General features: G+C 39.2%; 22 protein-coding genes. 14 read left to right on the forward strand and 8 right to left on the reverse strand.

Features of this window, described 5'->3' with window-relative positions; genetic code table 11:
* Positions 1–61: 61 nt before the first annotated feature.
* From K319_RS0115245 to K319_RS0115265, 5 genes are all read left to right on the forward strand, one after another.
* A complete protein-coding gene (locus K319_RS0115245) occupies positions 62–1,165 on the forward strand; it encodes a carboxylate-amine ligase (protein ID WP_027384375.1) in 1,104 nt (367 codons plus the stop codon).
* 134 nt (positions 1,166–1,299) lie between these two features.
* Positions 1,300–2,136, forward strand: a complete 837-nt coding sequence (locus tag K319_RS0115250) for a type 1 glutamine amidotransferase (RefSeq protein ID WP_027384376.1) — start codon at positions 1,300–1,302, stop codon at positions 2,134–2,136.
* Between the two features lie 73 nt (positions 2,137–2,209).
* The gene (locus K319_RS0115255) at positions 2,210–3,391 is read left to right on the forward strand and encodes a hypothetical protein (protein WP_027384377.1); all 1,182 of its coding nucleotides are present in this window, start codon (positions 2,210–2,212) and stop codon (positions 3,389–3,391) included.
* A 7-nt stretch (positions 3,392–3,398) separates the two neighbouring features.
* On the forward strand, positions 3,399–4,040 hold the full coding sequence (locus K319_RS0115260; protein WP_027384378.1) for an 8-oxoguanine DNA glycosylase OGG fold protein: 642 nt from the start codon (positions 3,399–3,401) through the stop codon (positions 4,038–4,040).
* A gap of 49 nt (positions 4,041–4,089) precedes the next feature.
* A complete protein-coding gene (locus K319_RS0115265) occupies positions 4,090–4,776 on the forward strand; it encodes a DUF421 domain-containing protein (RefSeq protein ID WP_027384379.1) in 687 nt (228 codons plus the stop codon).
* On the opposite strand, the gene K319_RS0115270 is transcribed toward K319_RS0115265, so the two are convergent.
* The 3 genes from K319_RS0115270 to K319_RS0115285 form a co-directional block, all read right to left on the reverse strand.
* Entirely contained in the window at positions 4,773–5,426 is a 654-nt protein-coding gene (locus K319_RS0115270) for an HAD family hydrolase (RefSeq protein WP_027384380.1), read from the reverse strand. The two genes, K319_RS0115265 and K319_RS0115270, sit on opposite strands and share 4 nt — an antisense overlap.
* 209 nt (positions 5,427–5,635) lie before the next feature.
* On the reverse strand, positions 5,636–6,658 hold the full coding sequence (locus K319_RS0115275; RefSeq protein WP_027384381.1) for a WD40/YVTN/BNR-like repeat-containing protein: 1,023 nt from the start codon (positions 6,656–6,658) through the stop codon (positions 5,636–5,638).
* Between the two features lie 182 nt (positions 6,659–6,840).
* Positions 6,841–8,382 (reverse strand): APC family permease, encoded by a 1,542-nt coding sequence (locus tag K319_RS0115285; protein WP_051230747.1) that lies wholly within the window; start codon positions 8,380–8,382, stop codon positions 6,841–6,843.
* Between the two features lie 183 nt (positions 8,383–8,565).
* Between K319_RS0115285 and pnuC the strand changes: the two genes are divergently transcribed.
* Positions 8,566–9,228: a nicotinamide riboside transporter PnuC gene (gene pnuC, locus K319_RS0115290; RefSeq protein WP_027384383.1), complete on the forward strand. Its 663-nt coding sequence runs from the start codon at positions 8,566–8,568 to the stop codon at positions 9,226–9,228.
* A gap of 28 nt (positions 9,229–9,256) precedes the next feature.
* Here the strand turns inward: pnuC and K319_RS0115295 are convergent, their stop codons facing one another.
* The 4 genes from K319_RS0115295 to K319_RS0115310 form a co-directional block, all read right to left on the reverse strand.
* A complete protein-coding gene (locus K319_RS0115295; protein ID WP_027384384.1) occupies positions 9,257–9,493 on the reverse strand; it encodes a hypothetical protein in 237 nt (78 codons plus the stop codon).
* A gap of 79 nt (positions 9,494–9,572) precedes the next feature.
* A complete protein-coding gene (locus K319_RS0115300) occupies positions 9,573–10,001 on the reverse strand; it encodes a DUF4268 domain-containing protein (protein WP_027384385.1) in 429 nt (142 codons plus the stop codon).
* A gap of 111 nt (positions 10,002–10,112) precedes the next feature.
* Positions 10,113–11,096, reverse strand: a complete 984-nt coding sequence (locus K319_RS0115305; protein WP_262487831.1) for an NAD(P)H-dependent flavin oxidoreductase — start codon at positions 11,094–11,096, stop codon at positions 10,113–10,115.
* A 266-nt stretch (positions 11,097–11,362) separates the two neighbouring features.
* Entirely contained in the window at positions 11,363–11,545 is a 183-nt protein-coding gene (locus K319_RS0115310) for a hypothetical protein (protein WP_027384387.1), read from the reverse strand.
* Between the two features lie 56 nt (positions 11,546–11,601).
* Here K319_RS0115310 and K319_RS0115315 point away from each other — a divergent pair, with 56 nt between their 5' ends.
* A complete protein-coding gene (locus K319_RS0115315) occupies positions 11,602–12,390 on the forward strand; it encodes a HipA family kinase (RefSeq protein ID WP_027384388.1) in 789 nt (262 codons plus the stop codon).
* The gene (locus K319_RS0115320) at positions 12,368–12,751 is read left to right on the forward strand and encodes a DUF3037 domain-containing protein (protein ID WP_027384389.1); all 384 of its coding nucleotides are present in this window, start codon (positions 12,368–12,370) and stop codon (positions 12,749–12,751) included. Before K319_RS0115315 ends, K319_RS0115320 begins: the two co-directional genes overlap by 23 nt.
* 3 nt (positions 12,752–12,754) lie before the next feature.
* Here K319_RS0115320 and K319_RS21155 read toward each other — a convergent pair whose 3' ends face one another.
* Entirely contained in the window at positions 12,755–14,425 is a 1,671-nt protein-coding gene (locus K319_RS21155; RefSeq protein WP_084403461.1) for a helix-turn-helix domain-containing protein, read from the reverse strand.
* Positions 14,426–14,831: 406 nt separating this feature from the next.
* Here K319_RS21155 and K319_RS0115330 point away from each other — a divergent pair, with 406 nt between their 5' ends.
* From K319_RS0115330 to K319_RS0115355, 6 genes are all read left to right on the forward strand, one after another.
* Positions 14,832–15,416: a hypothetical protein gene (locus K319_RS0115330; protein WP_156907113.1), complete on the forward strand. Its 585-nt coding sequence runs from the start codon at positions 14,832–14,834 to the stop codon at positions 15,414–15,416.
* Between the two features lie 151 nt (positions 15,417–15,567).
* Positions 15,568–17,535: an autotransporter outer membrane beta-barrel domain-containing protein gene (locus K319_RS21800; RefSeq protein WP_027384391.1), complete on the forward strand. Its 1,968-nt coding sequence runs from the start codon at positions 15,568–15,570 to the stop codon at positions 17,533–17,535.
* 110 nt (positions 17,536–17,645) lie between these two features.
* Positions 17,646–18,296, forward strand: coding sequence for a DUF4469 domain-containing protein (locus K319_RS20595; protein WP_262487833.1), 651 nt, complete (start codon positions 17,646–17,648; stop codon positions 18,294–18,296).
* Between the two features lie 492 nt (positions 18,297–18,788).
* A complete protein-coding gene (locus tag K319_RS0115345; RefSeq protein ID WP_156907114.1) occupies positions 18,789–23,912 on the forward strand; it encodes an Ig-like domain-containing protein in 5,124 nt (1,707 codons plus the stop codon).
* A 64-nt stretch (positions 23,913–23,976) separates the two neighbouring features.
* Positions 23,977–24,495 carry a hypothetical protein gene (locus K319_RS0115350; protein WP_235696119.1) on the forward strand — a complete coding sequence of 173 codons (519 nt, stop codon included), beginning with the start codon at positions 23,977–23,979 and terminating at the stop codon, positions 24,493–24,495.
* Between the two features lie 82 nt (positions 24,496–24,577).
* Entirely contained in the window at positions 24,578–24,811 is a 234-nt protein-coding gene (locus K319_RS0115355; RefSeq protein ID WP_027384394.1) for a hypothetical protein, read from the forward strand.
* Positions 24,812–24,863 lie beyond the last annotated feature (52 nt).

Raw genomic sequence — 24,863 nt, forward strand, 5'->3', positions numbered from 1 at the left:
AGTCTGAGGCTATCGAGGACATTCAAAATAGACTAACTTTATCAAACACAAAGAAAAAAATATGCACAAATTCACAATAGGTGTGGAAGAAGAATACCAGATCATCGATGCGGAAAGCCGCGATCTGGTTTCTCACGTTTCCAAAATCATTGAAGGAGGAAAAGCCGTTCTAAGCGAAAACTTAAAACATGAGATGCACGAGTCTGTCGTAGAAATGGAAACAGGCATCTGTGAAAATATCCAGCAGGCTCGCCAGGAGCTGACCGACCTTAGAAGACATCTCGTAAAAACGGCTCACGACCAAGGTTTGCGGGTTTCCGGCGGTGGAACGCATCCATTCTCGCATTGGAAGGATAATATCATTACAAAAGATGCGCGTTACGATAAAATCGTGAGCGATATGGGTGATGTTGCAAGGTCCAATCTGATTTTCGGATTGCATGTTCACATCGGGATTCCTGACCGTGAAGAAGGTATCAGGATTCAGAATGTGATGCGTTATTTTCTCCCGCACGTTTACGCTTTGTCAACCAACTCTCCGTTCTGGGTTGGAAGATTGACCGGTTTCAAATCTTACAGACAGGAAGTTTTTGCTAAATTCCCAAGAACGGGATTACCAAGTTATTTCAGCAGTGTGGCAGAATTTGATGCGTATGTCAATCTGATGGTGAAAACCGGAACGATTGATAATGCGAAGAAAATCTGGTGGGATTTGAGAGTTCATCCGTTCTACCCGACCATCGAATTCAGGATTTGCGATATGCCTTTGACGATTGATGAAACGGTTTGTCTCGCGGCAATTATGCAGGCTTTGGTGGCAAAAGTTTACAAAATGCACCAGCAGAATACAAGTTACAGAAGTTACAGAAGACTGCTTCTGACAGAAAACAAATGGCGCGCTTCCAAAGACGGAATTGATGCACATCTGATTGATTTCGGGAAAGAGGCAAGCGTTCCATATCGTGACCTTTTGGAAGAATTGCTATTATTCATAGATGATGTAGTGGACGATTTGGGTTGCAGAAAAGAAGTTGAATACGCAAGAGAAATTGTCAAAAACGGAACCGGCGCTGACAGACAACTGAAAGTTTTCCACGAAAGTGGCGGCGATATGAAGAAAGTGGTGGATTATATGATTTATGAGACTGAAAAAGGACTTTTGTAAATTATGAGTTATGAATTTTTGATAAGTTTTTTATTAATTGTAGAACTATAATTAAATTACCCAATTAATATTTTTAGAATTTTATTAACTTTTCATCAATTCTAGATTCCGTATTTTTGTAAAAAATTATGAATATGAGTAAAAATGATGTAAGAATTGCACTTCTTGATATGAATAATAATCATCCGAATCAAGGGATGAGAAATATAAAAGAGCTGTCGAAGGCGTTTCAGGAGCATTCGGAATACGAAGTTTCTGTAGATGTTTTTGATGTTCGTTATAAAAATGAAATGCCAAATATTGCAGATTTTGACATTTTCATCTCTTCCGGAGGACCGGGAAATCCACATCGTGAAGGCTACGAATGGGAACAGAGATTTGCTGATTTTCTGACGCAGATCTGGGAGCACAATAAAACCAATGAGCAGAAAAAATATTTGTTTTTGGTTTGCCATTCTTTCCAATTGGCGGTGATCCATTTCGGGATTGCGAATGTCTGCAAGAGAAAATCGTATTCGTTTGGCGTGATGCCAATTCATAAATCGGAAGACGGCGAAAAGGAATTTTTATTTAAAAATCTGGCCGACCCTTTCTACGGCGTAGATTCCAGAGCTTACCAATGTATTGAGCCAAACCAGGAACGACTGGATGAGCTGGGAATGAAAATCGTGGCTCTGGAAAAAATCCGCCCAACAGTTCATTTGGAAAGAGCTATGATGGCCGTTCGTTTTTCTGATGAGATTTTTGGGACTCAGTTTCATCCGGAAGCCGACCCACTTGGTTTCATCAAAAATCTGGAGGACGAAAAAAATAAAACAGCGATGATTGAAACTTTCGGGATGGAAAAATATCTCGAAACGATTGACAGAATGGACGATGACGATAAAATTGTCTTGACAAGAGCTCAAATTATCCCAAGATTTTTGCAACTGGCCTCTGAACAAATTACTAAAAAATTAGTGTTTGGTTAATGGTTGACTATTGATAGTTTTTTATTTTAAAACTAACAACCTTCACCAAACAACTACCAACAAAAATTAAACTATGATCCCAAAATACAGAACTCAATTCAATGGAGAATTTTCTCAGGAAAAATATCAAAAAGTCAACGAATTAATAAAAGAGAAATGCGGTCACGAAGCCGCTTTTCGACTTTCTGAGAGTCCGATTTTCTTAACTAAGGATTTTCAACAAAAGTTGGATGATGCGTCTCAATCGATTATTTCGCAAATAAAGGAAATGTCTGATGAAGAACTCAATAAAGCGATTCCTGCGAATTGTAATGTCCCGAATGACACCAAAAAACCACATTTTGTTGCGATAGATTTTGGAATTTGTCAGGATGAAAATGGAAATGTAATTCCACAATTAATAGAATTGCAGGCTTTTCCGAGTTTGTTTGGTTTTCAGAAATTGTTTGAAGAAGTGATCACCGAAGTTTATCCTTTTCTGAACGAATTGAAAAACTCACTTCCGAAAGATGAATACATCCAAAAACTGAAAAAGGTTATCGTTGGAAACGAAAATCCTGAAAATGTGATTCTCCTGGAAATCTACCCTGAGAAACAAAAAACAGCAATTGATTTCGTTTTGACGGAGCAATATCTTGGTATCAAAACGGTTTGTCTGACGAAAATCAAAAAGGGAGGAAAAAAGTTATTCTATGAAAATGATGGAAAATTGATTCCTATCAACCGAATTTACAATCGTGTGATCTTTGATGAACTGGATAAGATCGAAGGATTGAAAACTGAATTTGATTTCCGGGAAGATGTGGATGTAGAATGGATCACACATCCGAACTGGTTTTTCAAAATCTCAAAATATATTCTTCCAAAACTGAAACATGAGTTTGTCCCGAAAAGTTATTTCCTATCTGATTTTCCTGAAACTGAACAACTGGATAATTTTGTTCTGAAACCTCTTTTCTCATTTGCAGGAAGCGGCGTAAATCTGAATCCGACCCAGGAAGTCATCAATAAAATTGACGATAAAGAAAATTATATCCTTCAAAGGAAAGTGACTTACGCACCACTTTTTGAAGACATCAACGGCGAATTTTCCAAAGCTGAAATCCGTTTGCTTTTTGCGTGGAATCCCGATAAAGAAGACCCTGAACTTCTCGTAAATCTTGTGAGAATGACCAAAGCTGCAATGGTGAATGTGGATTTTAATAAGAAAGATGCAATCTGGATTGGGAGTTCTATGGCTTTTTTCGAGAAATAATTTTACAATGAAAATAAACAATTATATCGAAATTATAAGTAAATTAAATCCTTTAGAAGAATCAAAATTCGAATATAAAAGTACAGTTTGGCATAAACTTAACGAAGATTTAAAAAAATATCTTTTTGATTTTGAAAACAAACCTGTAAGTAGAAAAGCAGTAATTGAAAGTTTCAAAAACTATTATATTGGAAAAGTACATTTTAGTGTTCCTTTTGGACTAACAATGGTTTGGGGGTTTGGTGATACTGGATATGGAACATATAGAACAAATAGTTATTACTCACAGGATAATCACAAAATTTTTATAGAGAATTCATTTAAGTTTGTTGCTAATAATCAAATTGAAAATGCTTATAAAGAATTGCAAAAAATAAAAGGGTTAAATATTAGTTATATTTCTAAACTTTTATATTTTGCATCTCGAGCTCAGAATCATCAATCTTATTGTTTAATATATGATATTAGAGTTGCAAAATCTTTAGTGAAATTAAACTGTCCTGAAGAAATTTTCGAAATATTGGACATAAAACCCTCGAATAAATATATTCATTATAATAAATACAACATTCTAATACATAAAGTAGCTAAAGAGAATAATGTTTCTGCGGAAGCTTTAGAAATGTTTTTATTTAATCAGTCTTTTTAAATCCATAAATTTTATCTGGCGTATTTTTTGAACAGAGTCCTAAAAAACGATGTTCGATTTCAAACAAATTCTATTAGGCTCAGAAGAATGGACCTTCCTTTTGGAAACGGTTCTAAGAACCGGAATAATGTTCTTCGTTATCATTTTCGGACTTCGGCTTTTGGGAAAACGAGGTGTGAAACAATTATCAGTTTTTGAGCTGGTTGTCATCATTGGACTTGGCTCCGCTGCCGGCGACCCGATGTTTTACAAAGATGTTGGAATAATGCCTGCTATTGTGGTCTTCACAATGATCATTAGCTTATACACCATTATCACTTACCTGATCGGAAAAAGCAAAAAATTTGAAAAGCTGGTTGAAGGTAAGCCGATTTGTTTGATTCAGGATGGTGTTTTTTGCATTGATGATTTCCGAAAAGAATCGCTTGGTGAAGACGAATTCTTTGCCGAGTTGAGGCTGAAAGGTGTTTCTCAGCTTGGCCAGGTTGAAAAAGCAATTGAGGAAATTTCCGGCGAAATAAGTGTATTTTATTACGATAATGCCGATGTAAAATATGGTTTACCGATATTACCGAATTCTTTGGAAAAACCGTTTAAAACATTTGCTAAAGACACTCACTATTCCTGTACATTTTGTGGTTACACGCAAGAATTCAAAACCGGAGAACAAGGCAATTGTAAAGTCTGCAAAAATGATGAATGGGTAGAATCTTCCAATAAAAAGAGAATATCTTAGATCAACTCCAGTTCTTCTACTTTTAATTCATTAAAATGATGAATGACCAAATCTGCAGTTTCGTAATTCTGATCTTTACTGTTCTCGCTTTTGTAACCAACACAGAAAATTTCGGCAGCATTGGCGGCCTGGATTCCATTGGTGCTGTCTTCTATAATAATGCACTCGGATTTAGTATTTCCGGAAAGTCTTTGTGCTTCTATGAAAATAGCAGGATTTGGTTTTGATTCGGGGAAATCTTCGCCACTTACAAGATGTGAAAAAAAAGGAAATAGATCAAATCGCGTGAAAACCCTGTCAATTGTAGATTTTGCGGCAGAAGACGCCAATATCAATTGAAAATTAGCTGCAAAAAGATCTTTGATCAGGACTTCTACGCCATCTAATAATTTCAAAGCCGGGTCAGAATCGAACAAATTGTAAAACAGGGTTCTTTTCCTTTGAATCAACTCTTCAACATTGATATCGATTCCGAAAATCTCTTTGATCATTTGATAGACATTTCGTGTAGATTTTCCTGTAAATCTTGAGAATAACTCTGCATCCACATCGATATCCAGTTCTTTAAAATGTTGATAATAAGCTTTTTTATGGAGCGGTTCTGTATCCACAATCACGCCGTCCATATCAAAAATAACCGTATTCTTCATTAGTCGATTTTAATCTTTTCATTTGTCTAATGCAACACTAAAGTGTGTCATTAACCTGTTTCATTAATTCGGTGCAAAAATAGGGATAATGTTTTGAACGCAGAATTTTGAACGTAAAGTCTGCTAAGATTGATGAACTTATTGAAAGTGTTTTAAAATTAGCAAGGGTGTTTCCGCCATCAAAAAAACAAATTATTTATCCGGAAATATTATTCGAAATTCAATTTAACAATTCTATCTTTTCCTGCTAGAACCAAAGTATTTTTATCAAGCCAGTCGCAGGCGTATAGATTTTTCTCGTCGGAGATTTTGGTCCAGGTTTTCCCATAATCTGAAGAAAAACTGATGTGTTGATCGCCAACCGCAACGATTTCCTTTCCTTTGGTTTCCGGACGAAATTTGACACAGGTCATATAACCTGCATTTTGTCCGCTGGCTTGGACTTGCCAGGTTTGTCCGCCGTCAGTTGTGGTTGCGATATTATTGATATTATCGGATTGCTTGGTGTAATCTCCACCAACAGCAACTCCAAAGTTTTCATCATAAAAATCTATGGAATAAATACCTTGTGATGAAGTTCCCTGGATGAATGGCGTTTCGAAAACATTCCAATTGGAATCCTTGTTTTTCATTCTGTATATCCTGGATCTTGAACCTCCGGTTGCAATCCAAATAAAATTTCCGGCACTTGCAATATTGGTATTACTTGCTGCAAAAGCAGCTTCACCTTTTTCCAGATAAGGAAAATCTTTACAATCATTACAGTGAATCCATTTTGAACCGCCATTTCGGGTTTGAGAGATATTCAATCTTTGATTTGCTGACGGGTCACTAAAAGAAATTCCGAACGAATTGCTGGTAAATTTCAAGGCATCATAAAAAGCTGTAGCATCATTATCACAGAATACCACTTTAGATTTTAGGGTCTTTTTATTGATTCGAAAAAAATATGCCGGACTTTCTATATTGATCGCATAGAAATTCCTTTTATTCTGGGCCAATGTTCTGAATTGCAATTTCTTATCCGAAAGCTTGATCTGCTTTTTATCTGACACGTTATTGATGTTGATGTAACCAAACTTAGAATCCGTTCCCGCATACCAGACTTTTCCGTCCCAAAGTTGGATGGCTCGGATGCTGATCTTGTCGGTTAACAAAGTATCAATCGTGAATTTCTGAGAGAATAGAAAAGTCGAAACTATTGTCAGTGAAAGTAGTATTAGTTTTTTCATTTTATAAAAATAATGAAAGTTTGGAATTGTTAATGATTGTTGACAAAATCTGATCTACAGACAAAACTTATAGCCCCGATAGTAGCGGCATCCTTTTTCTTTTTTGGCAAAAAAGAAAAAGATATAGCGGATAGCGGGAATTGCTCCAAAAAAAATTCCGCAAATAGATGCGGAATTTATATTTAATGTTTGTTGTCGATATCGATATCAACATCCTCCAAAGGTTCTTGTTCTGCTTTGAACGTTTCTCCGAATCCCCCGTTCTGAAGTTTTGAATTCCTTTTACTATACAAGAAATAGATAAAGAAACCAATAACCAGCCAGCCCAAAGAATACATTTGCGCTTCTTTGCTCAGGTTGATGATCAGATAAATGTTGATCACAATCCCTAAAACAGCAATTACCGGTAATGCAGGAACTTTGAAGTTTCTCTGGAGATCCGGTTCTTTAACCCTCAAAACCCAAACGGCCACACAAACCATTGTGAATGCGAACAAGGTTCCGAAACTTGTCATATGTGCCAAATCATTGATTGGTGTAAATGAAGCAATGACCGAAATCACAGCACCTAAAATCACAAGGTTTTTGGAAGGTACACCTGTAACCGGGTTAACTTTCGCAAAAGTTTTTGGGATCAAACCATCTTTTGACATTCCCAAGAATATCCTGGATTGTCCCATGATCATTACCATCAGTACGGAAATCAAACCAACTGTTGCTGCAATCGTAATGATATAACCAGCCCAAGCTTGGCCGGCAATATCAAATGCATAAGCCACCGGTGCCTTAATTGCATCTGGATATTTACCCAATGGATTGAAGTCGGTATAATGCATCATCCCGGTTAAAACCAATGATACCAAAATGTATAATAATGTACAGATGACCAGAGATGCAATGATTGCAAATGGCACGTCTTTTTTAGGGTCGATAGCTTCTCCAGCTTGTGTAGAAACCGCATCAAATCCTACATAAGCAAAGAAAATAGCTGAAGCTCCCGCAACAACACCTGCATAACCATAAGCGGAATGCGAGACTCCGTTTTCTGTAATTGTAGTTGCAGCAGGAATAAATGGATGCCAATTCTCTGGGTTGATAAAAAATACACCCACAATAATTACGAAGATAATTGCAGAAACCTTTAACATTACGATAAAGTTATTTGCTTTTGCAGCGCCTTTAGTACCTCTCAAAAGAATCCCTATCACTACCCATACAATTAAAAATGCAGGTAGGTTCATAGAAAATCCAGAATTACCTGCAGCAAGATATGTTTGTGGGTCTGTTGTTAGCCAAGCGGGCATATGCAGTCCAAACATCTTCAGTAATTTCCCAAAATATCCGGACCAGGAAACGGCAACCGTCATAGAGCCCATTGCATATTCCAGAATTAGCCCCCAACCGATGATCCAGGCGAAGATCTCTCCAACTGTCCCATAAGCATAAGCATAAGCCGAACCTTCTACAGGAAGTATGGATGCAAATTCTGCATAACACAATGCTGCAAAAACACAGGCAATCCCAGCGATGACAAAGGAAAGTGCCAGAGCAGGACCAGCGTTATAATAAGCACCTGTACCTGTTAAAACAAAAATACCACCTCCAATGATGGCACCGATCCCGATAGCTGTTAAACTCCATTTTCCCAATACACGCTTCAGCTGACTCTTTTTGATGTCCGCTTCATACGCTTCCATTGGCTTCTTAATCCAAATGTTTGCCATAATTTAAAATTTTTTTTATCCCCAAAAATTTAAAGGGGGCTTTTCTTCTATATTTATTTTTGAATTACGAAAATATTAAAAAAATATCAAGCTTAACATTTTTTAACTAATTTATTTTACCTATCTGTATTAATTATTAATAAGCAACTCAGTTTTTGAACATTAATAATTATCTTTGGTGATATGAATTTTCTTGAAACCCTTACTGCCCAATACAGTTCTTACGCAACATATCTTATTATTTTTGAGGTCATTGCAGTCATATTTGGTCTATTGAGCGTTTACTTTTCCATTAAAAAAAATATTTGGGTTTATCCCACGGGAATTATCTCCACAGTACTTTTCATATACATCATGTTTGTTTTTGGACTTTTAGGTGATATGCTGATCAATGTATATTATACCGCAATGAGTATCTATGGCTGGATACTCTGGGCAAAACACTCCGAAGACCATATCCATGTAGAAGTTAAAACAGCAAACAAAGATGATTGGAAAGTCGGTAGTATCCTTTTCTTAGGAAGTTTAATTTTTGTTGGATTGATATATTATTTCAAACCATTTATTGATAATCAGTTTTCCATGGATGGTGTAAAACTGGGACTTTATCATCTGGATTGGGCAAATTACACAGACATTGTCACGACTTCTTTATTTCTTGTCGGGATGTATTTTATGGCGAAACGAAATCTGGAAAACTGGATTTTTTGGATTGTAGCAGACATCATCTGTGTTCCGATGATGTTCTATAAAGGGCTTGCATTGACAGGATTACAATATTTCGTATTCACTGCAATGGCAATCATCGGTTATATGGAATGGAAGAAGAACCTGATAAAGGATTAAAATTGCTCCCTCTAGGGTTGGGTAAAAATTAATTAAGTCCTGATAATTTCTCCGCATATTCTTTAGCAAAGAGTTCTTTATCTTCATGCAGCTTTTCTACAGATTTCGGAAGAATGTAATGGAATATATATTCTTTATCATCATTCAGGAAAACGATCTCCTTTTCCTCACCATCAATCATTTGTGCAAATATATCCCACATCGATTGGTCTTTCAATTTTAATAATTCAAAAAAATCATTGGCCTTTATTGTAATATTTTTCATTGTAAGTTTAAAATTTTATTATCCTGAGCTTTGTGAACTTAAAGTGGACTATAGCACTTTGTGTTCAAAACTATAATAGTTAAACATCCTTTATAAAATCTTCATACTCATAGAAGAATCTCTCGAAACCATCCATTTTCTCCACAAAAAACTCGAAGATATCCGGCCAGGTTTGCTTGTTGAAAATACTAACTCCCGATTTTTCAACCCAAATTCTGCTGATGACTTTTCCATTTTCCAAAACATAAAATTCATCCTTCGTAAATTCTCCGATCTCGTCCTCTAAAATTGATTCCAAAGACCAGATCTTCTCGTAATAGGCATTGCGGAACAGTTCATCTTTCATCTCGATATCCAAAGAAACTTCAGCTTTTTTGTTATCTGCATAGAACTTGAAAGAAAAATCCTTGATTTTGGTATCATACAGCAGCCATTTTCTCGGAAAAGCCCTTCCGAAAGCGGTCCAGAATTCTTTTTTTAATATTTGAGCTTCTTGTTTTGAGAACACTTATTTTAGTTATGAGTTATGAATGATCAATTATGAGTTGGCTCAATTTGTGGTTATCCGTTGTTAGGCTGAGACTCTCGAAGCCCTTTAATACTGGTTTCCTTTACTTTTTTACAAAGACAAATCTACTTTTGCCTCGTTGAATTCTTTAATCAAGTTTTCAAACACTTTTTCGACTGGAAGAATCTCATCAATTAGAGCAGAAACCTGTCCGATTTCCAGCTCGCCTTCAACCAGATCACCTTCAAACATTCCGCGTTTTGCACGGGCTCTTCCAAGAGTTTCCTTCAAAGCTTCTACATTCCTGCCTGTTTCATATAAACCTTCCAAATCGTGGAAAAATTTGTTCTTAACCAATCGGACCGGCGCTAATTCTTTTAAAGTTAATTGTGTATCACCTTCTTTCAGTTCAACAATTTTATTTTTGAAATTATCATGGGAACTAGCTTCAATTGTCGCCGCAAAACGGGAACCGATCTGAACGCCGTCCGCACCCAAAGTCATTGCAGCTCTCATCTGGCTTCCCAGCGCAATTCCTCCCGCTGCAATCAATGGAACACCGATATGTTTCTTTACATTCGGGATGAGACAAAGTGTTGTCGTCTCATCTCTTCCATTATGCCCACCCGCCTCAAAACCTTCCGCAACAACCGCATCAACGCCAGCTTCCTGGCACTTTACCGCAAACTTCGCGCTCGACACAACGTGGGCCACTTTAATGCCTTCTTTTTTCAAAGTCTCTGTATAAGTCTTTGGATTTCCCGCAGATGTAAAAACGATTTTCACATCTTCTTCCAGAATGATATTGATGATCTCTTCGAGATTTGGGTATAGCAATGCCACATTGACCCCGAAAGGTTTATCCGTAGCTTCTTTACATTTTCTGATATTTTCCCTCAAGATATCAGGATACATACTTGCAGAACCTATAAGCCCCAATCCTCCATTGTTGGAAACAGCAGAAGCCAATCGCCACCCGGAGTGCCAGATCATACCACCTTGAACGATTGGATATTTGATACCGAAAAGCTGTGTGATCCTATTCATCCTGTTGTATTGTTTTTGGGCAATTCCAAAATCTATGAAACCTGACATTTTTTATTTTTTTCAAAAATAACAATTCATTTCTTAAAAATAAAAAAACCTGCAAAATAGCAGGTTTACTTTGAATAAAAAGGTCACCGATCTTTAATAAATTTAATCGTTTGCGTTCCTTTACCGGTAAAACATTGTAAAGTAACTGAAACAAACAATGTAACATCCGAGTTCCTTGGATATTCTTTTCCAGCAATTTTTTCTCCTATTTTTCTTTATCAAAGTTATATTGAATTGCCAACTCACTCACTTTTAGACTCCTTTGTTCATCCATTGAATCTTTGATAAAAATCCGAAGCAATTTTATAGTAGTGCAGAGCCGAATCGGGCTTGTTCAGCTTTTCCATGATCTCACTTTTTTGCAGAAAAACATCGCCTTTGTAATTCAGAACATTCGATCTGGAAGAATTGGCAATGGCAGAACCACTGTTTCCTGTTCTGTAATTCATAAACAAAACAATTATTAAAAATCTATATAAATACCTATTTTTACAAAAAATTACAATTGGACCTATCTCTAAGAACAGTCACAGTCACACGGTACATACTTCCCCTGCGGGAAGGTGGATCTTTACCAGCTTTGGCGGAAGCGGATGACGACTTCAAATATGTACTGAAATTCCGTGGTGCAGGACATGGTGTGAAAGCTTTGATCTCTGAATTGATCGGTGGAAAGATATCTCAGGTTTTGGGATTCCGTATTCCGGAATTGGTATTTGCCAATCTTTCCGTAGATTTTGGTAGAACTGAAGCGGATGAAGAAATACAGGACCTATTAAAGAACAGCTGCGGGCTAAACCTAGCTTTGCATTATCTTTCCGGAGCAATCACCTATGATCCGGGAGCGGTTAAGACCGATGCGAAAACCGCATCAGAAATAGTATGGCTGGATGCCTTCCTTACCAATATCGATAGAACTTTTCGTAACACCAACATGCTGATATGGCATAAAGAATTGTGGCTGATCGACAATGGTGCCTCTCTTTACTTTCATCATTCCTGGGACAATTGGGAGAAGAATGCCGTAAGCCCATTTGCAATGATAAAAGATCACGTTCTGCTACCCCAAGCTTCCGAACTGGATATTGCGAATGAAAGATTCAAAGCTATTTTGACAGATGAAATCCTAAGAGAAATCGTAGAACTGATCCCGACCGATTGGCTACTATGGAACGATACAGAACTTTCTCCCGAAGAGATCAAAGAAGTCTATTTCCAGTTTCTTACCAGACGATTAGCCAATTCCGATAACTTTTTAAACGAAGCCAAAAATGCAAGAGCAAAAGTTATATGAGTATGCAGTGATCCGTTTGGTTCCAAGACCCGAGCGTGAAGAATTTTTCAATGTTGGGCTGATCATGTTCTCAAAGAAAGAGAAATTTATCAAAGTCAGGATCCATCTCTGTGAAGACAAATTCAGGCTGATGCATTCTAAAACGGAATATGAAGAAGTCCAGAAACACCTGGAATCATTTGAGAAGATCGCAAAAGGGGAGCGATCTGCGGGTTCTATTGCTCAACTGGAGATCCCGGAACGTTTCCGTTGGCTAACGGCTGTTAAGAGCAGCATCATACAGACCTCGCGCCCGCATCCCGGATCCAGCCAAGATCTGGAGAAGACTTTTGAGAGATTGTTTGAGGAATTGGTATTATAACAATCATATCTGATCTTTTTTAAGATTCTGAATAAAATAGAAAGGTGTCACATCATAGACCTTCTTGAAGGCCATAATGAATACCTGAGGCGAGGCAAATCCACTTTCTTCTGCCAGATAACTGATCTTATACTCTCTGTATTTAGGTTCATTATACAATTTGTGTACTATATAGTCAATCCGTAAGCTATTGATATAGTTGCTGAATTTTTGGGACCTATTCTTATTAATGACCTCTGACAGATATTTCGTATTGGTACCGAACTGATTGGCAAGAAAACCAAGTGTAACATCTTTTTCAAGAAATTTGCCCGAAGCCTCAAATTCTTCAAGCTTCGATAGTATCTTTCTTTCCGTGTCACTAGAAATGTTATTTTGGACAGAGGAAGGAACCTGTCTTATATTCTGTATTGTACCTTTTTTTAGTTGTTCAATAATCTGTTCATATTTTTTGTGGACTATCATATTACTTCTTTTTCGATAAAATAGCATTCCAATAATAATGACAATAAAGAACATAAGAATTCCGGAGGAAATAGAAATGATGTTTTTAATTCTTTTTTCACCATCTGTCTTGTTTTCGGAGATTATTTTTTTCACAGGCGCTTCAACGGCTTCTTTTTCTATTGTTAGGATACTGTCATTCAATTTTGTGAAAAGGTCAAGATATTTTTTTGAGGTCCTGCTGTCACCAATGCCCAAATAAGATTTTGCCAAAACCATATATGCCACCCTTCTGTTATAGGGCATACTATTGGACCTTTCCATTACAAGCATATCCTCCCCATACCCTATCGCTTTTTTATAATCTTTTTTTTCTTGATAAAATTCTTGAAGGGCTTGGTACAAGTCTATTTTTGTATCAGGGTTTATTTCACCTTTAGAATTGCCAAGTTGTCTTAATGCCTCCATGAAATAAAACTCGGATAATTTTATATCTTTATTCTTATTTTTTGAATCCCTGTAGTATATGCCCAGATTCATATTTACAGAGATCAGCATATCTAGTTTTTTATTTAAGGAGACTTCTTCATTATTGTCGCTGACCTTCTGAACCTCCTCCTTACTTTTTTCTAAATAGTATAAAACTTTACCATTATCCCGGCCCTGATAAAACGGGGTCAAATTATAATATATCAAAGAAACCTCATAATACCTTGTATCGGCGTTAGGAATAAGCATTGCATATTTTAAAGCCTTTTCATACTCCTTCAAACTTTCTTCATTTAGCCCAAGGTTTTCATATAAAGTGGCTCTGGTTCCATATAAAGTAGATAATATCTTATAATTCTTCTGGTTGAGAGCCAAATCTCTAACCCTATCAGAAATTTCCAAAGCTTTTTTATAATCATATGTTTGAGAAAATACAAGCATCATATTCTTGGTGGCTACTAATTCGCCTTTCTCACAGCCTATCGATCTTGAAAGGTTAACAATCTTTTGAAGCACGTCAATCGCCTCTTTGCTTTTCCCATCACTATTAAGAGAAATAGCCTTATCCATCATTTTTGTGACCTTCTCATTCCCTGGACATAAAATGTTATTTGCGTTTATCATTATTGATAAAAAGAAAAACAGTAAAAATATACATATATAAGATAATCGTTGAAAGCTTGTACTACTGATTTTTCCCATTTTTGAATGAAACTTTGGAAAGGATAATTTTAGAATCATAGATAATTATTAACAATTAATTTAAAATGATAAGAGATATTTTTATTTTAAATTACAAACACCAGCGTTGATATAAAGAACTTATTAAAGCGCCTTAAAAGTACAATATTCGGAAATATTAAAAACAAAAAAAGAGATAGAATAATTTCCGCATTTTACACACTCGAAAATACGCACAGAAATAAAAAAAACACTGATTATCAATATTACTAAATTGTAAAATACACATTTAAGTAAATATAAGAAGATTGACTTACATTAATAATTTCACAAATTATGAATGGTGTGTTTTGCTTCGACCTACGAACCTTCTCTATTATTGCACTCGATTCATAAACTTGATATCCATGAAAAAGCTCCGATATCAATTCTCTTATTATTAAAAACAAATAATATAAAAACACAAATGATCAAAAAAAATTCGAAGGTACTTCCTTTTCTTACAAGAAGGATGCACCTTCTTTTTTTGGTCTTCTTTCTTTTGATTTCTGTGATGTCAAAGGCGATTTGCAAGCCGGAAGATGTATGTTACAATGACACCAACAAACAAGAAAAACAAGGAACGATCTATGTCTCAGAAGGTACTACATTGTTTGTCGCAGAGGGCACAATCACATCCCTGCAAGTACGTGTACATAATGATAAGGTAAGCAAGGTCCAACTAAAGGCCATTAAAAGAAAGAATGCAGAAAAACCAAAAGCCATTAAAAGACGGACAATAAAAGTTAAGCATCACCCTTCTTTACCATCTGTTGAGACTATTTCACCAACCATACCCAAACATAGCTGGGACCACTGGAGAATCATAAGCAAACAGGTGTCCACAACTTCCAATATCAGCTTCAAATACGTTGCTGCTGTACCAGATGCTACATTCATTAATGTGATATTAATATTCATAGCCATATTGACAGTGGTCTATCAGAGACATATTCTCAAAACATTACTTCTAGGAACTAATTTTCAGCGCCCTCCACCTTCAGTAGCGTAACTATGTATTGACAAGATTCTGCTCTGCCCTACTTATGATCTAATGACCAAGCCTCTGTCATATCATGTGACATAAGGCATTGCATGAATACCGTACAGAAAGAACTCCGCGACGGAGTAAAAAACACAATTACAAATATAAACGCTATAAAATGATCAAACAAATATATACCGGAACAGCACTCATCATATGCGGTGCCGTTTTCGCCCAAGTAGGTATCAATACCGATACACCTTCCGCTACCCTGGATGTAATGGGAAAACCTACGGAAGTCTCTACTATGGATGGAATTATTGCCCCAAGGATAGAAGGAGCACAGTTAAGGGCCAAGACCTATACCCCTGAGCAAACAGGAGCACTGGTATATGTCACAGTGGCAGACACAGCTCCCGATGGACAAACCATTGATGTTATCACTACTGGTTATTACTATTTCAACGGGATCAAATGGGTCAGCATTGGGTCAGGAGCAGGAGGAGGAGGAGACACGAACATCTATAACTCGGATGGCTCACTGACCGGTCCGGGAGTTTCCCGCACACTTACATTGAACGGAAAATCATTGGATTTTGTAGGAGCAGAACGAACGACTTCTTGGGATTCCGAAGGAAGAATATATCAAAAATCCAATGATCCTTCAGCCGATGCTGTGATGGGATTTCGTGCGGGAAATGCCAATCTATGGATACAACAATGGCACGATGCCGATGCTTGGATAACAGCAACCGGATCCACTACCCAGCTTGGGTTGACCACTCACTATACCAACGACCCGGCGCCGATCACTCTATCGACAAGCCCGGGAGGCAATACTCCCGGAATAGAGAGAATACGGATTACAGGAGAAGGAAATATTGGTGTAGATACTCCCGATCCAACAGAAAGATTTGATAACGCCGGTATCACAAGACTGAGAAACCTTCCTACAAACGGTGCAACCAATGCCATCAACACAACCACTGATGGCGATATTTCTGCTGCACAAGATCAGACTTTTACAGCAACCAGAACCGTAGTAGCAGATGCCAACGGGGTATTGGGGTCCGTGGCAGGTTTACCTGTAAACCCTGTGAACATCTACAATGCCAACGGTTTCCTTACAAGTGCACGTACATTGACGAATAGTGGTTTTGCTCTTACTTTTTTAGGGAGCAACCAGTCTACAACATTTTCAAGTGCAGGGGGTATTCGGCAATTTGGTACGGCAGGGATCAAAAGAGCTGATATAGTATTGACAGCAAATGACAATAATGGAGATGCGGCAAATTCTACCATGAGTATATATCAGGATGCCGAGAGCGCTGGACAAATCATTGTCGGAAGTGATTCCCGTGGGTTAACCATAGGCTCGAGATTTACAACTCAATCAGCACCAATAAAATTTGAAACGAGCGCAGGAGGAGGTGCTAACAGCATCGAAAAAATGCGGATAACAGGGGAAGGAAATATAGGCGTAGCAACAGGTACGCCAACGGAAAAACTTGATAACAACGGTATCACAAGACTGAGAAATCTTCCGCAGAACGGGACAGCTAATGCCATCTATACCATGCCGGGAGGTGCGGCCTCTACTAACCAGGATCAGACCTTCACAGCTACCAGAACTGTGGTGGCAGACGCCAATGGGGTGCTGGGATATGTAAATGCCCTTCCCTCTGATGCAGGAACCACCAAAGTCATCGTAAATGTAAGTGTGCCAGGAACCCAAAATCTGATGAATGCATTTAGCCCTCCCGTTACCGGACAATTTACCAATGAAAGCATAGACACCTATAATGCCTGGACCAACAATGTCTTTACAGTTCCTGCCAATTTAACTGGTCTTTATAGTGTTGTAATGCAAAACTCAAGTTCACATACAAGTACCGGAACTGCAACTCCCACATGGTCCACAATCGCCTTTTACGAAAAAAGTACTGATGGCGGAACAAACTGGAGCGAGTTGATGAGGCATACCTATTCTAATCTTGCGGGTACAATAGTAGATAACGGTAATATCGTGTATTGGACAGGTTTTCTGAATGCAGGAGATCAGCTTAGGGTTCGCCTCAACTGCAATTCGACCACCGACAACATTATAAAGAATGGTGGTATTACCATCACAAAAATCGCTCAATAAGTATAAAAAATACCAATTAATAAAAACACATTATGCCAATTTTACACAAGATCAAAGCCTATCTCTATGATCCTTTATGACCAAAGATAACCCAACAACCAGCGTTTAGCATCAGTGAGCGCTCACTCTCTGTAAAGCAGATATGCGAAGCAGCGGTCAACCGTGGTGGTGCAGATGTAACGGCAGCAGCCATGGAACATGCTACAGAACTCTTCCTGAAAGAGATGGCTTATCAGCTATGTGACGGCTATTCCATAAACACGGGTTACTTCACAGCCGGAACACAGATCCGTGGAGTGTTTGACAGCCCTACGGAGACCTTCAGCAATCCGAAACACAGCATCCTGTTCCAGTTCAACCAAGGCGAGAAGCTGAGAGCAGAAATCCCGAATATCGAAATCAGTATCCTGGGTGTGGCCGATGCTACATCTGCCATATTGCAGGTAAAAGATGTGAAGAGCGGCACCATAAACGACCTTCTGACACCAGGGCGTAACCTGAAGATATCAGGAAGCAAGATCAAAGTGGCAGGAGAAGACAAAGCCAACGGCATCTATTTCGTGAACACAGATACCGATGACCGTACGCAGGTAGAACTAAGCGATGTGGTAAACAACAATCCTTCTGAGCTCATTATCATCGTCCCTATCCTCTCTGCGGGTACATACAGGTTGGAAGTAGTGACGCAATTCACATCCAACAGTATTTTGTTGAAAGAGCCCAGAACGGCTGCTTTTGACAAGATCCTTACAGTAGCATAGATATGAGCCTCCTTATTGGCTGCCACAATACTAGGCTATTAGTGTATTTCATACGCTCGTATTGGTGTATACAATACGAGGCTATTGTACATACCAATAGAGAACAGAAGAATAACTGAACGTAATCATATTCACTTGTGTTGAGCAGCCGGAAATTAAAGAAGACATTTCGGCTGTGATTACGTTAATTATTAACAGACCCAGTCTAATAAAAGTATCTTTTAAGGATCAAACGGCTTACCCAGGTGAGATAATCAAAACATGATGAATAGTACCGGATTGCAGGCTCTTGTCGCAAAATCCTGCAAGTAAAAAAAATCAATTATTAGAACAATGAAAAAATAAATAGTCCATTAAAACATGAATTATGAAAAACGACCTCCCGCATAAGTTCCAACGGAGTTTCAAAAACAAAAAGCTATTCCTGCTAACTATAGACGGCAAGACCATTGGTACATTACGTCTTATTAAAAATCTAAATAAACACAATATATGATGAACAATTTTTTTAAACTCAATCTATTTGGGCAATCCCATCGTAAACATAGCGGGATTCCCAAATTACAATTATTGTTATTCTCGATGCTGCTATTCGCAGGTATATCATATGTCCGGGCACAGTGCAATACGGTATGCAACAGCAATTATGGCCTCAATTCCAACAATGACGCCTCCACTATTGAGTATGATAATATAATATCAGCCTCGGTTACTAACGCAGTCAGAGAGTCTGATGGTACTTTTAAGATATGGGGATACGGTACGGCTGCTAATGGTTCGGCGAATTTACTCAGTCCCACTATTATAAACAGCACTAATTATCCGGGGTTGCAGGGTACTGTTCTGAAAGTCGCTTTAGGGGGAACATCCGGGCCTTCTAACCAATCCGTTTTACTAACAACGGAAGGTTTATATGCCTGGGGGACTGCTGGCAATTTTATACCAACTGCTCTTCAACCTAATGCTGCTTTTGGCAGGGTGAACACATCAGGCAGTACTTATGGTCTGCCTCCAGGTGTAGAGCCACAGCAGGTTAAAAGCCTTATGGGTACACAATCAGCTTTAGCATTATTGACCTGCAGCGGAGAGGCATGGGTATTGACAAAAAATGCTGCTTTAGCAGGCGCAGGGCTGACAACTGCAAATAATAATTGGAATCGTGTTACTATCTCAGCTCCAGGTAACCCTACACTGGATAATGTGATTGCCTTTAGAGGTTCAATGTCTTCTTTGATGGCCTTACGCGCTGATGGTACGCTATGGACATGGGGAGTTAGCTTTTTAGGAGATGGTACAGCCTCTACAACCAGGAGCAGAGCAGAGCAAATGACTTTGCCAAATGCTTCCGGTACCATCAAAATGATTGGTATGGCAAATAGTGGTTCTTATTATGTATTATATACCGATGGCAATCTACATTCTATGGGAAATAACTCTTCCAGAGAATTAGGTGATTGGACAACTACAACCAGATCAACCTGGATACAACCCAGATACACTTCGGCTTCGGGAGCGGCAATGAATAACATTAAATGGATCTCACCTACTGAACATCATGACGGTTACCCATCAATCAATGCACTTACAACTACCGGACAAGTGTATAACTGGGGACATAACTATCAAAGTAAGCTTAGGTCTGGTGGAGGAACTTCTTCAACTATTGACCCGGGCAGTCCTACTACAGACCGGATGCTTGCAGTAGAATCTGGAGGTGCACAAACTATTGTTATTAAAGCCTGTACACAAAATTTTGGTTTCGCAGGAAATCAGTATTATGGCAGTATGGGTGATGGGTCTAATACTATCAATGTAACAAGAGTTCCCTATAACTACAGTACAGCACCTGTCAATGTCTGTGGAGCAAATGCAATGACAACAGCAGGTGCTCCTGTATTCAATGCCGGCTTGCCTACAAGCAGGTGTAGTGGTGCCGGTACGGTAACCTATACCGCAACGTCTTCCGGCGGTACTGTTTCTTACAGCCTCTCGCCAGCTGCTGCAGGTACTATCAATACTTCTACAGGGGCAGTTACCTATAACGCAGGCTGGTCGGGAACGGCTGTTATAACAGCAACCGCCAATGGTGGCTGTGGTACGCCGGAAACGGCAACGTTTACAGTAACTGTAGCCGCAACGCCTGCTACTCCGGTATTTGATACTGCGTTGTCACCACAAAGATGTACTGGTGTCGGTATGGTAACTTATACAGCCACATCTGCCAATGCAGACAGCATCACGTACAGCATTGCCAATACAGGAACAGGAACACAGCCAACCATCAACCCTGCCACGGGTGAGGTAACCTATACCGCTAACTGGAACGGTACCTCAACGATCACTGCTACAGCAACCGGATGTAGCACAACTGCATCTTCCACTTTCACTGTAAGTACGGCAGCCATCCAGGCAGTAGCAGATGCTGCTTCGGGACAGTCTGCCACACCACTGGCAATCAATCTTCTGGCCAATGACCTTTGTAGCCCAGACCCTACTACCTTAACCATTGTTACGCAACCAGTGAACGGTACTGTGCAGATTGGTACAAATGGTAATGTGACCTACTTGCCAAATGGTGATTTTGCAGGAACAGATACATTTGTTTATCAGGCATGCACAGATCCTTTAGGCGCATGCAGTCAGGCTACGGTCACTATCACTATTGAGGCAAGCCTGACTGATGTATGTAGTACTGCTGGTTTGCCAAAAACATATTATCTGCCATTTCCGGAAAATGCAGAATTAAAAAAGGCGCTCTTAAGTGCAGGCAATGTGTCGACTAACACCGCCAACGCAAGAAAGATCATTGGTGTGAGAACCAATTACTCTAATACAGTTATCTACTATGACCATTGGGAAGATGGGTATGAGCCTGTAGCAGGAAGCCGTACTCAACCTACCACAGAAGTCTGGGGAGATGGAGACACCTCCAATGGTGTAGCGCCTGGGTACCCGTCAGACATTTTTACGGAAGGAACCATCATTACAATAGATCAGACCTACGCATACAGAACGGGTAATGGCAGAACTCCTACTGATGTTGCAATACAATATGACGGCAGGGACAAGATATATTCTAACAAATTACTGACTCTTACCAAAGTTACCGGTGGTGACGCAACTTTTTCAGTACAGAACACCAAAGGGAATGTGATCGATACAAACAAGTTCGGACGTTTATTCGTGGTTCCTTTTGGAGAAAATATTTCAACTTTACAGAATCCCGCCATTGCAACTACAGTATTCAACTATACCTCTCTGTTTGTAAGAGCTGCAGAAGACGGAACTGTAGTACAGCTGGATTATAATGGAGACGGTACAGTAGATATAACATCTCCTACACTTTCCGAAGGAATGGTATGGTTCTATGAAGGGACAGCTTCCTCGCCCGGCGTAGCAGCAGATGTAAACAAGGCCAATGACATCAAATCCGGTGCGGTGATCACCAGCAACAAACCGGTAGGTGTAGACCTTGCTTTTGGAGGAATTGACAATTATGGAACCAGAAATATACCGTTGCTGCCAGGAGATTTCTACGGAAGTACATACTATTCTCCTGTTTATACAACTTTAGCTTCCGCTCCGGTATATGCCGTATTCACGAACAGTTTAAATGAAACTATAACAGTGAATTGGAAAAATGGACTTGGAGGTAATGGCAGCATCATAATTCCTGCCAAGGGTTATACATCTTTGGAGATGAATCAAGCCACTGCTTATAAGTTTGAGAGTGTCAACGGGAAAAGCTATACAGCTGTCACAATAGTAGATGCTGATGCTAATGGTTTAGCTTATGACTGGGCATTTAATATGATCCCGGAAAATCAGCTAACCAACTTTACAACAACAGCGTGGGCTCCCGGTATGGCCTCTGGCGGAGCAGCTAACCCGGTATGGATCACTCCAACAAAGAGTACCACAGTATATGTCAAGTATAGCGGAAGCGTCATTACCACAGCACCGGGATTGACAAGTCCTTGCGGGTTGAAGTATGATGTGGCCTATACGCTCTCTGAACTGCAAGCCCAGAAGGTTTTTACCAGCACAGGAAACAGCGGTATGTCTTTTTTTACCTGTGACGGGACACCTATCTCCGCTGCGTATGGTCAGGATTCATCTGTTGCTGCAGTAAGCGGGACTACTACATTGGATGCAGGATTTACATTAGACCCTCAATGTATAGATTTTGTAATATTTGCAAACGATGACAGATCTCAAACCTATCCTAACATCCCTGTAACTATAGATATTCTGGGCAATGATATAGGAAGGGTATCAACTAATACCGTTACCATAACAACTCAACCATCAAACGGAACAGTGGTAACCAATCCGGACGGGACGGTCACCTATACTCCGAATGCTGGATTTTCAGGGACAGATACATTTAATTACCAGGTTTGTAACTCGGACAGATCATTATGCAGCACCGCTGTTGTAACCGTAACCGTAGGCTGTCTTGATGCTGAGATGAAGCATATCCTTACAGGGAAGATATTTGACGATGCTAACAGGAATGGTATCTATGAAAACGGAGAAGACGGAATTGCACATACCGTTAATCTGTATCTTGATACTAATGGTAATGGCATCTTAGATCCTTCTGAAACCACTCCGGTACAATCGGTAACGACAGATAATACCGGTGCTTACATATTCGAGCGTGATACGCCTGCACCAACTACTCAGGCATTGCATGATTTTGCTACAGTCAGCTATAGTGCTGGAACAGGATGGTCCACAAACTGGATAGAAGAAGGAGAAACAACATCTCCATCTGCAGGGAACATACAAATAGTGTCAGGTGAGCTTCGTATTACAGGTAATACCGCCGTAGCTGTCAGAAGATCTGTTAGTGCACCAACTACTAATGCCTTGTTGTCATTTGATTACAGAACTGCCAACCTGGATGGTCTCCCATATAAAACACTGTTAGTAGAGGTAGCTCCAGCTGCTACCGGCCCCTGGACAACTCTTGGCTACTTATATACTACTACAGGGTATACAAACGGGAAAAAGGTTTATAATATTCCGTCCTCGGTTGTAAGTGCAGGTATGACCATTCGTTTTAGAACAACAGGAGCTGGCAATCATTTCTTCTATATTGATAATGTAGCGGTACAGTCTATACCTACTGTTAATTATATTGTGCAGCTTGCAGAGCCTCTGCCTGCCAACCGCTATCAGACTTTGCCTGTATTGCCGCAGAAAGATTATGCAGTGGCATTTAGCGGTTATAAAACCAGCTGTTCAAATAACTTTGGATTAGCAATCATAGCAGCAACTGCTTGTTACAAGCCTGGTATGACATCAGGGACGGCATTAGATACTAAAGTAGGCATCTCTGCAATGGGAAGAGCCGGATCTACAGATGCCGACAACTGGCCAATGGTTAGAAAAGGAGGCTGGTTGGCTTTAGAATCTAAGACCAAAGCTTTTGTTCCGAACAGGGTAGCCTTCTCAAGAGGTAATCCTGTGGGAATTGCACCGGCCAACTTTGTAGAAGGAATGATGGTATATGACATCACAAACAAATGTCTTAAGGTATATACCCAGAAAGAAGGAGACCCTGCAATGGCTTGGCATTGTGTAACCACACAAGCGTGCCCAGACTAATAAATTATTTATCATCCTGAGATTGTTAAACAATCTCAGGATATTAAATCAAAAAACAAAAAAAATGATAAAAAATATTATAACCACAACCTCTCTGTTGGTTGCAATTTCTACAAGTGCACAAGTCGCTATAGGCAAAACCGAGATCTCCAATCCTGATGTCTCTCTGGAATTTGCCAATACGGAAAACAAAGGAGTGATACTCCCCTATGTGGAAACCAAAACCGGTATCACAGAGAACGGATCGATCATCTATGACATCACAGACCATAAGGTAAAATATCTAAAGGACGGAAGCTGGTTTGACCTTTCGGTAGATACGACAGGACAAGCTGACCTGTCCATACAATCCACAAAAACCGAGCAGGCAACCGCAAAGACCGTGATCGGAGCAGACGGGGCAACCAATAATACATCTGGCATCCTTGTCCTTTCTGATACCAACAAGGCCATGATACTACCAAAAGTGGCGAGCCCACACCTGAACATCATCGATCCCGCACCGGGAATGATTGCCTATGATACGAACAAAAGACAATTGGCCGTATACAATGGCAGTGTCTGGACATTCTGGAAACCATAAGGTATCACAATGCCGTTTTACTATGATGCTAAAGCCCTATAGTAAAACGGTATTTTTCTTACGCCTAAAAAGTATTAGAAATATGAAGATCACAAAGCAATTGATGGAAAATGCCTATCAACTAATAGGAAAGACCAAAGAAGAGATATACACTCTTCTGGGCACTCCCGACTATTTGGAACTTGAAGGGACACAACTGATCTATATAATAAGGAACTGGTTCAGAAGAAATGCCCTGATACTGGAATTGGATACAGACGATACCGTCGAAAGTGCAGAACCGGTCTATGATATCGAAATATCTAAAGCGGGATAATGTCTTAAAATCCCCACACTCTAAAAAACTTAAAATAAATAAACCACTGAAA

Source organism: Epilithonimonas caeni DSM 17710 (assembly GCF_000426465.1).
GTDB lineage: Bacteria > Bacteroidota > Bacteroidia > Flavobacteriales > Weeksellaceae > Epilithonimonas > Epilithonimonas caeni.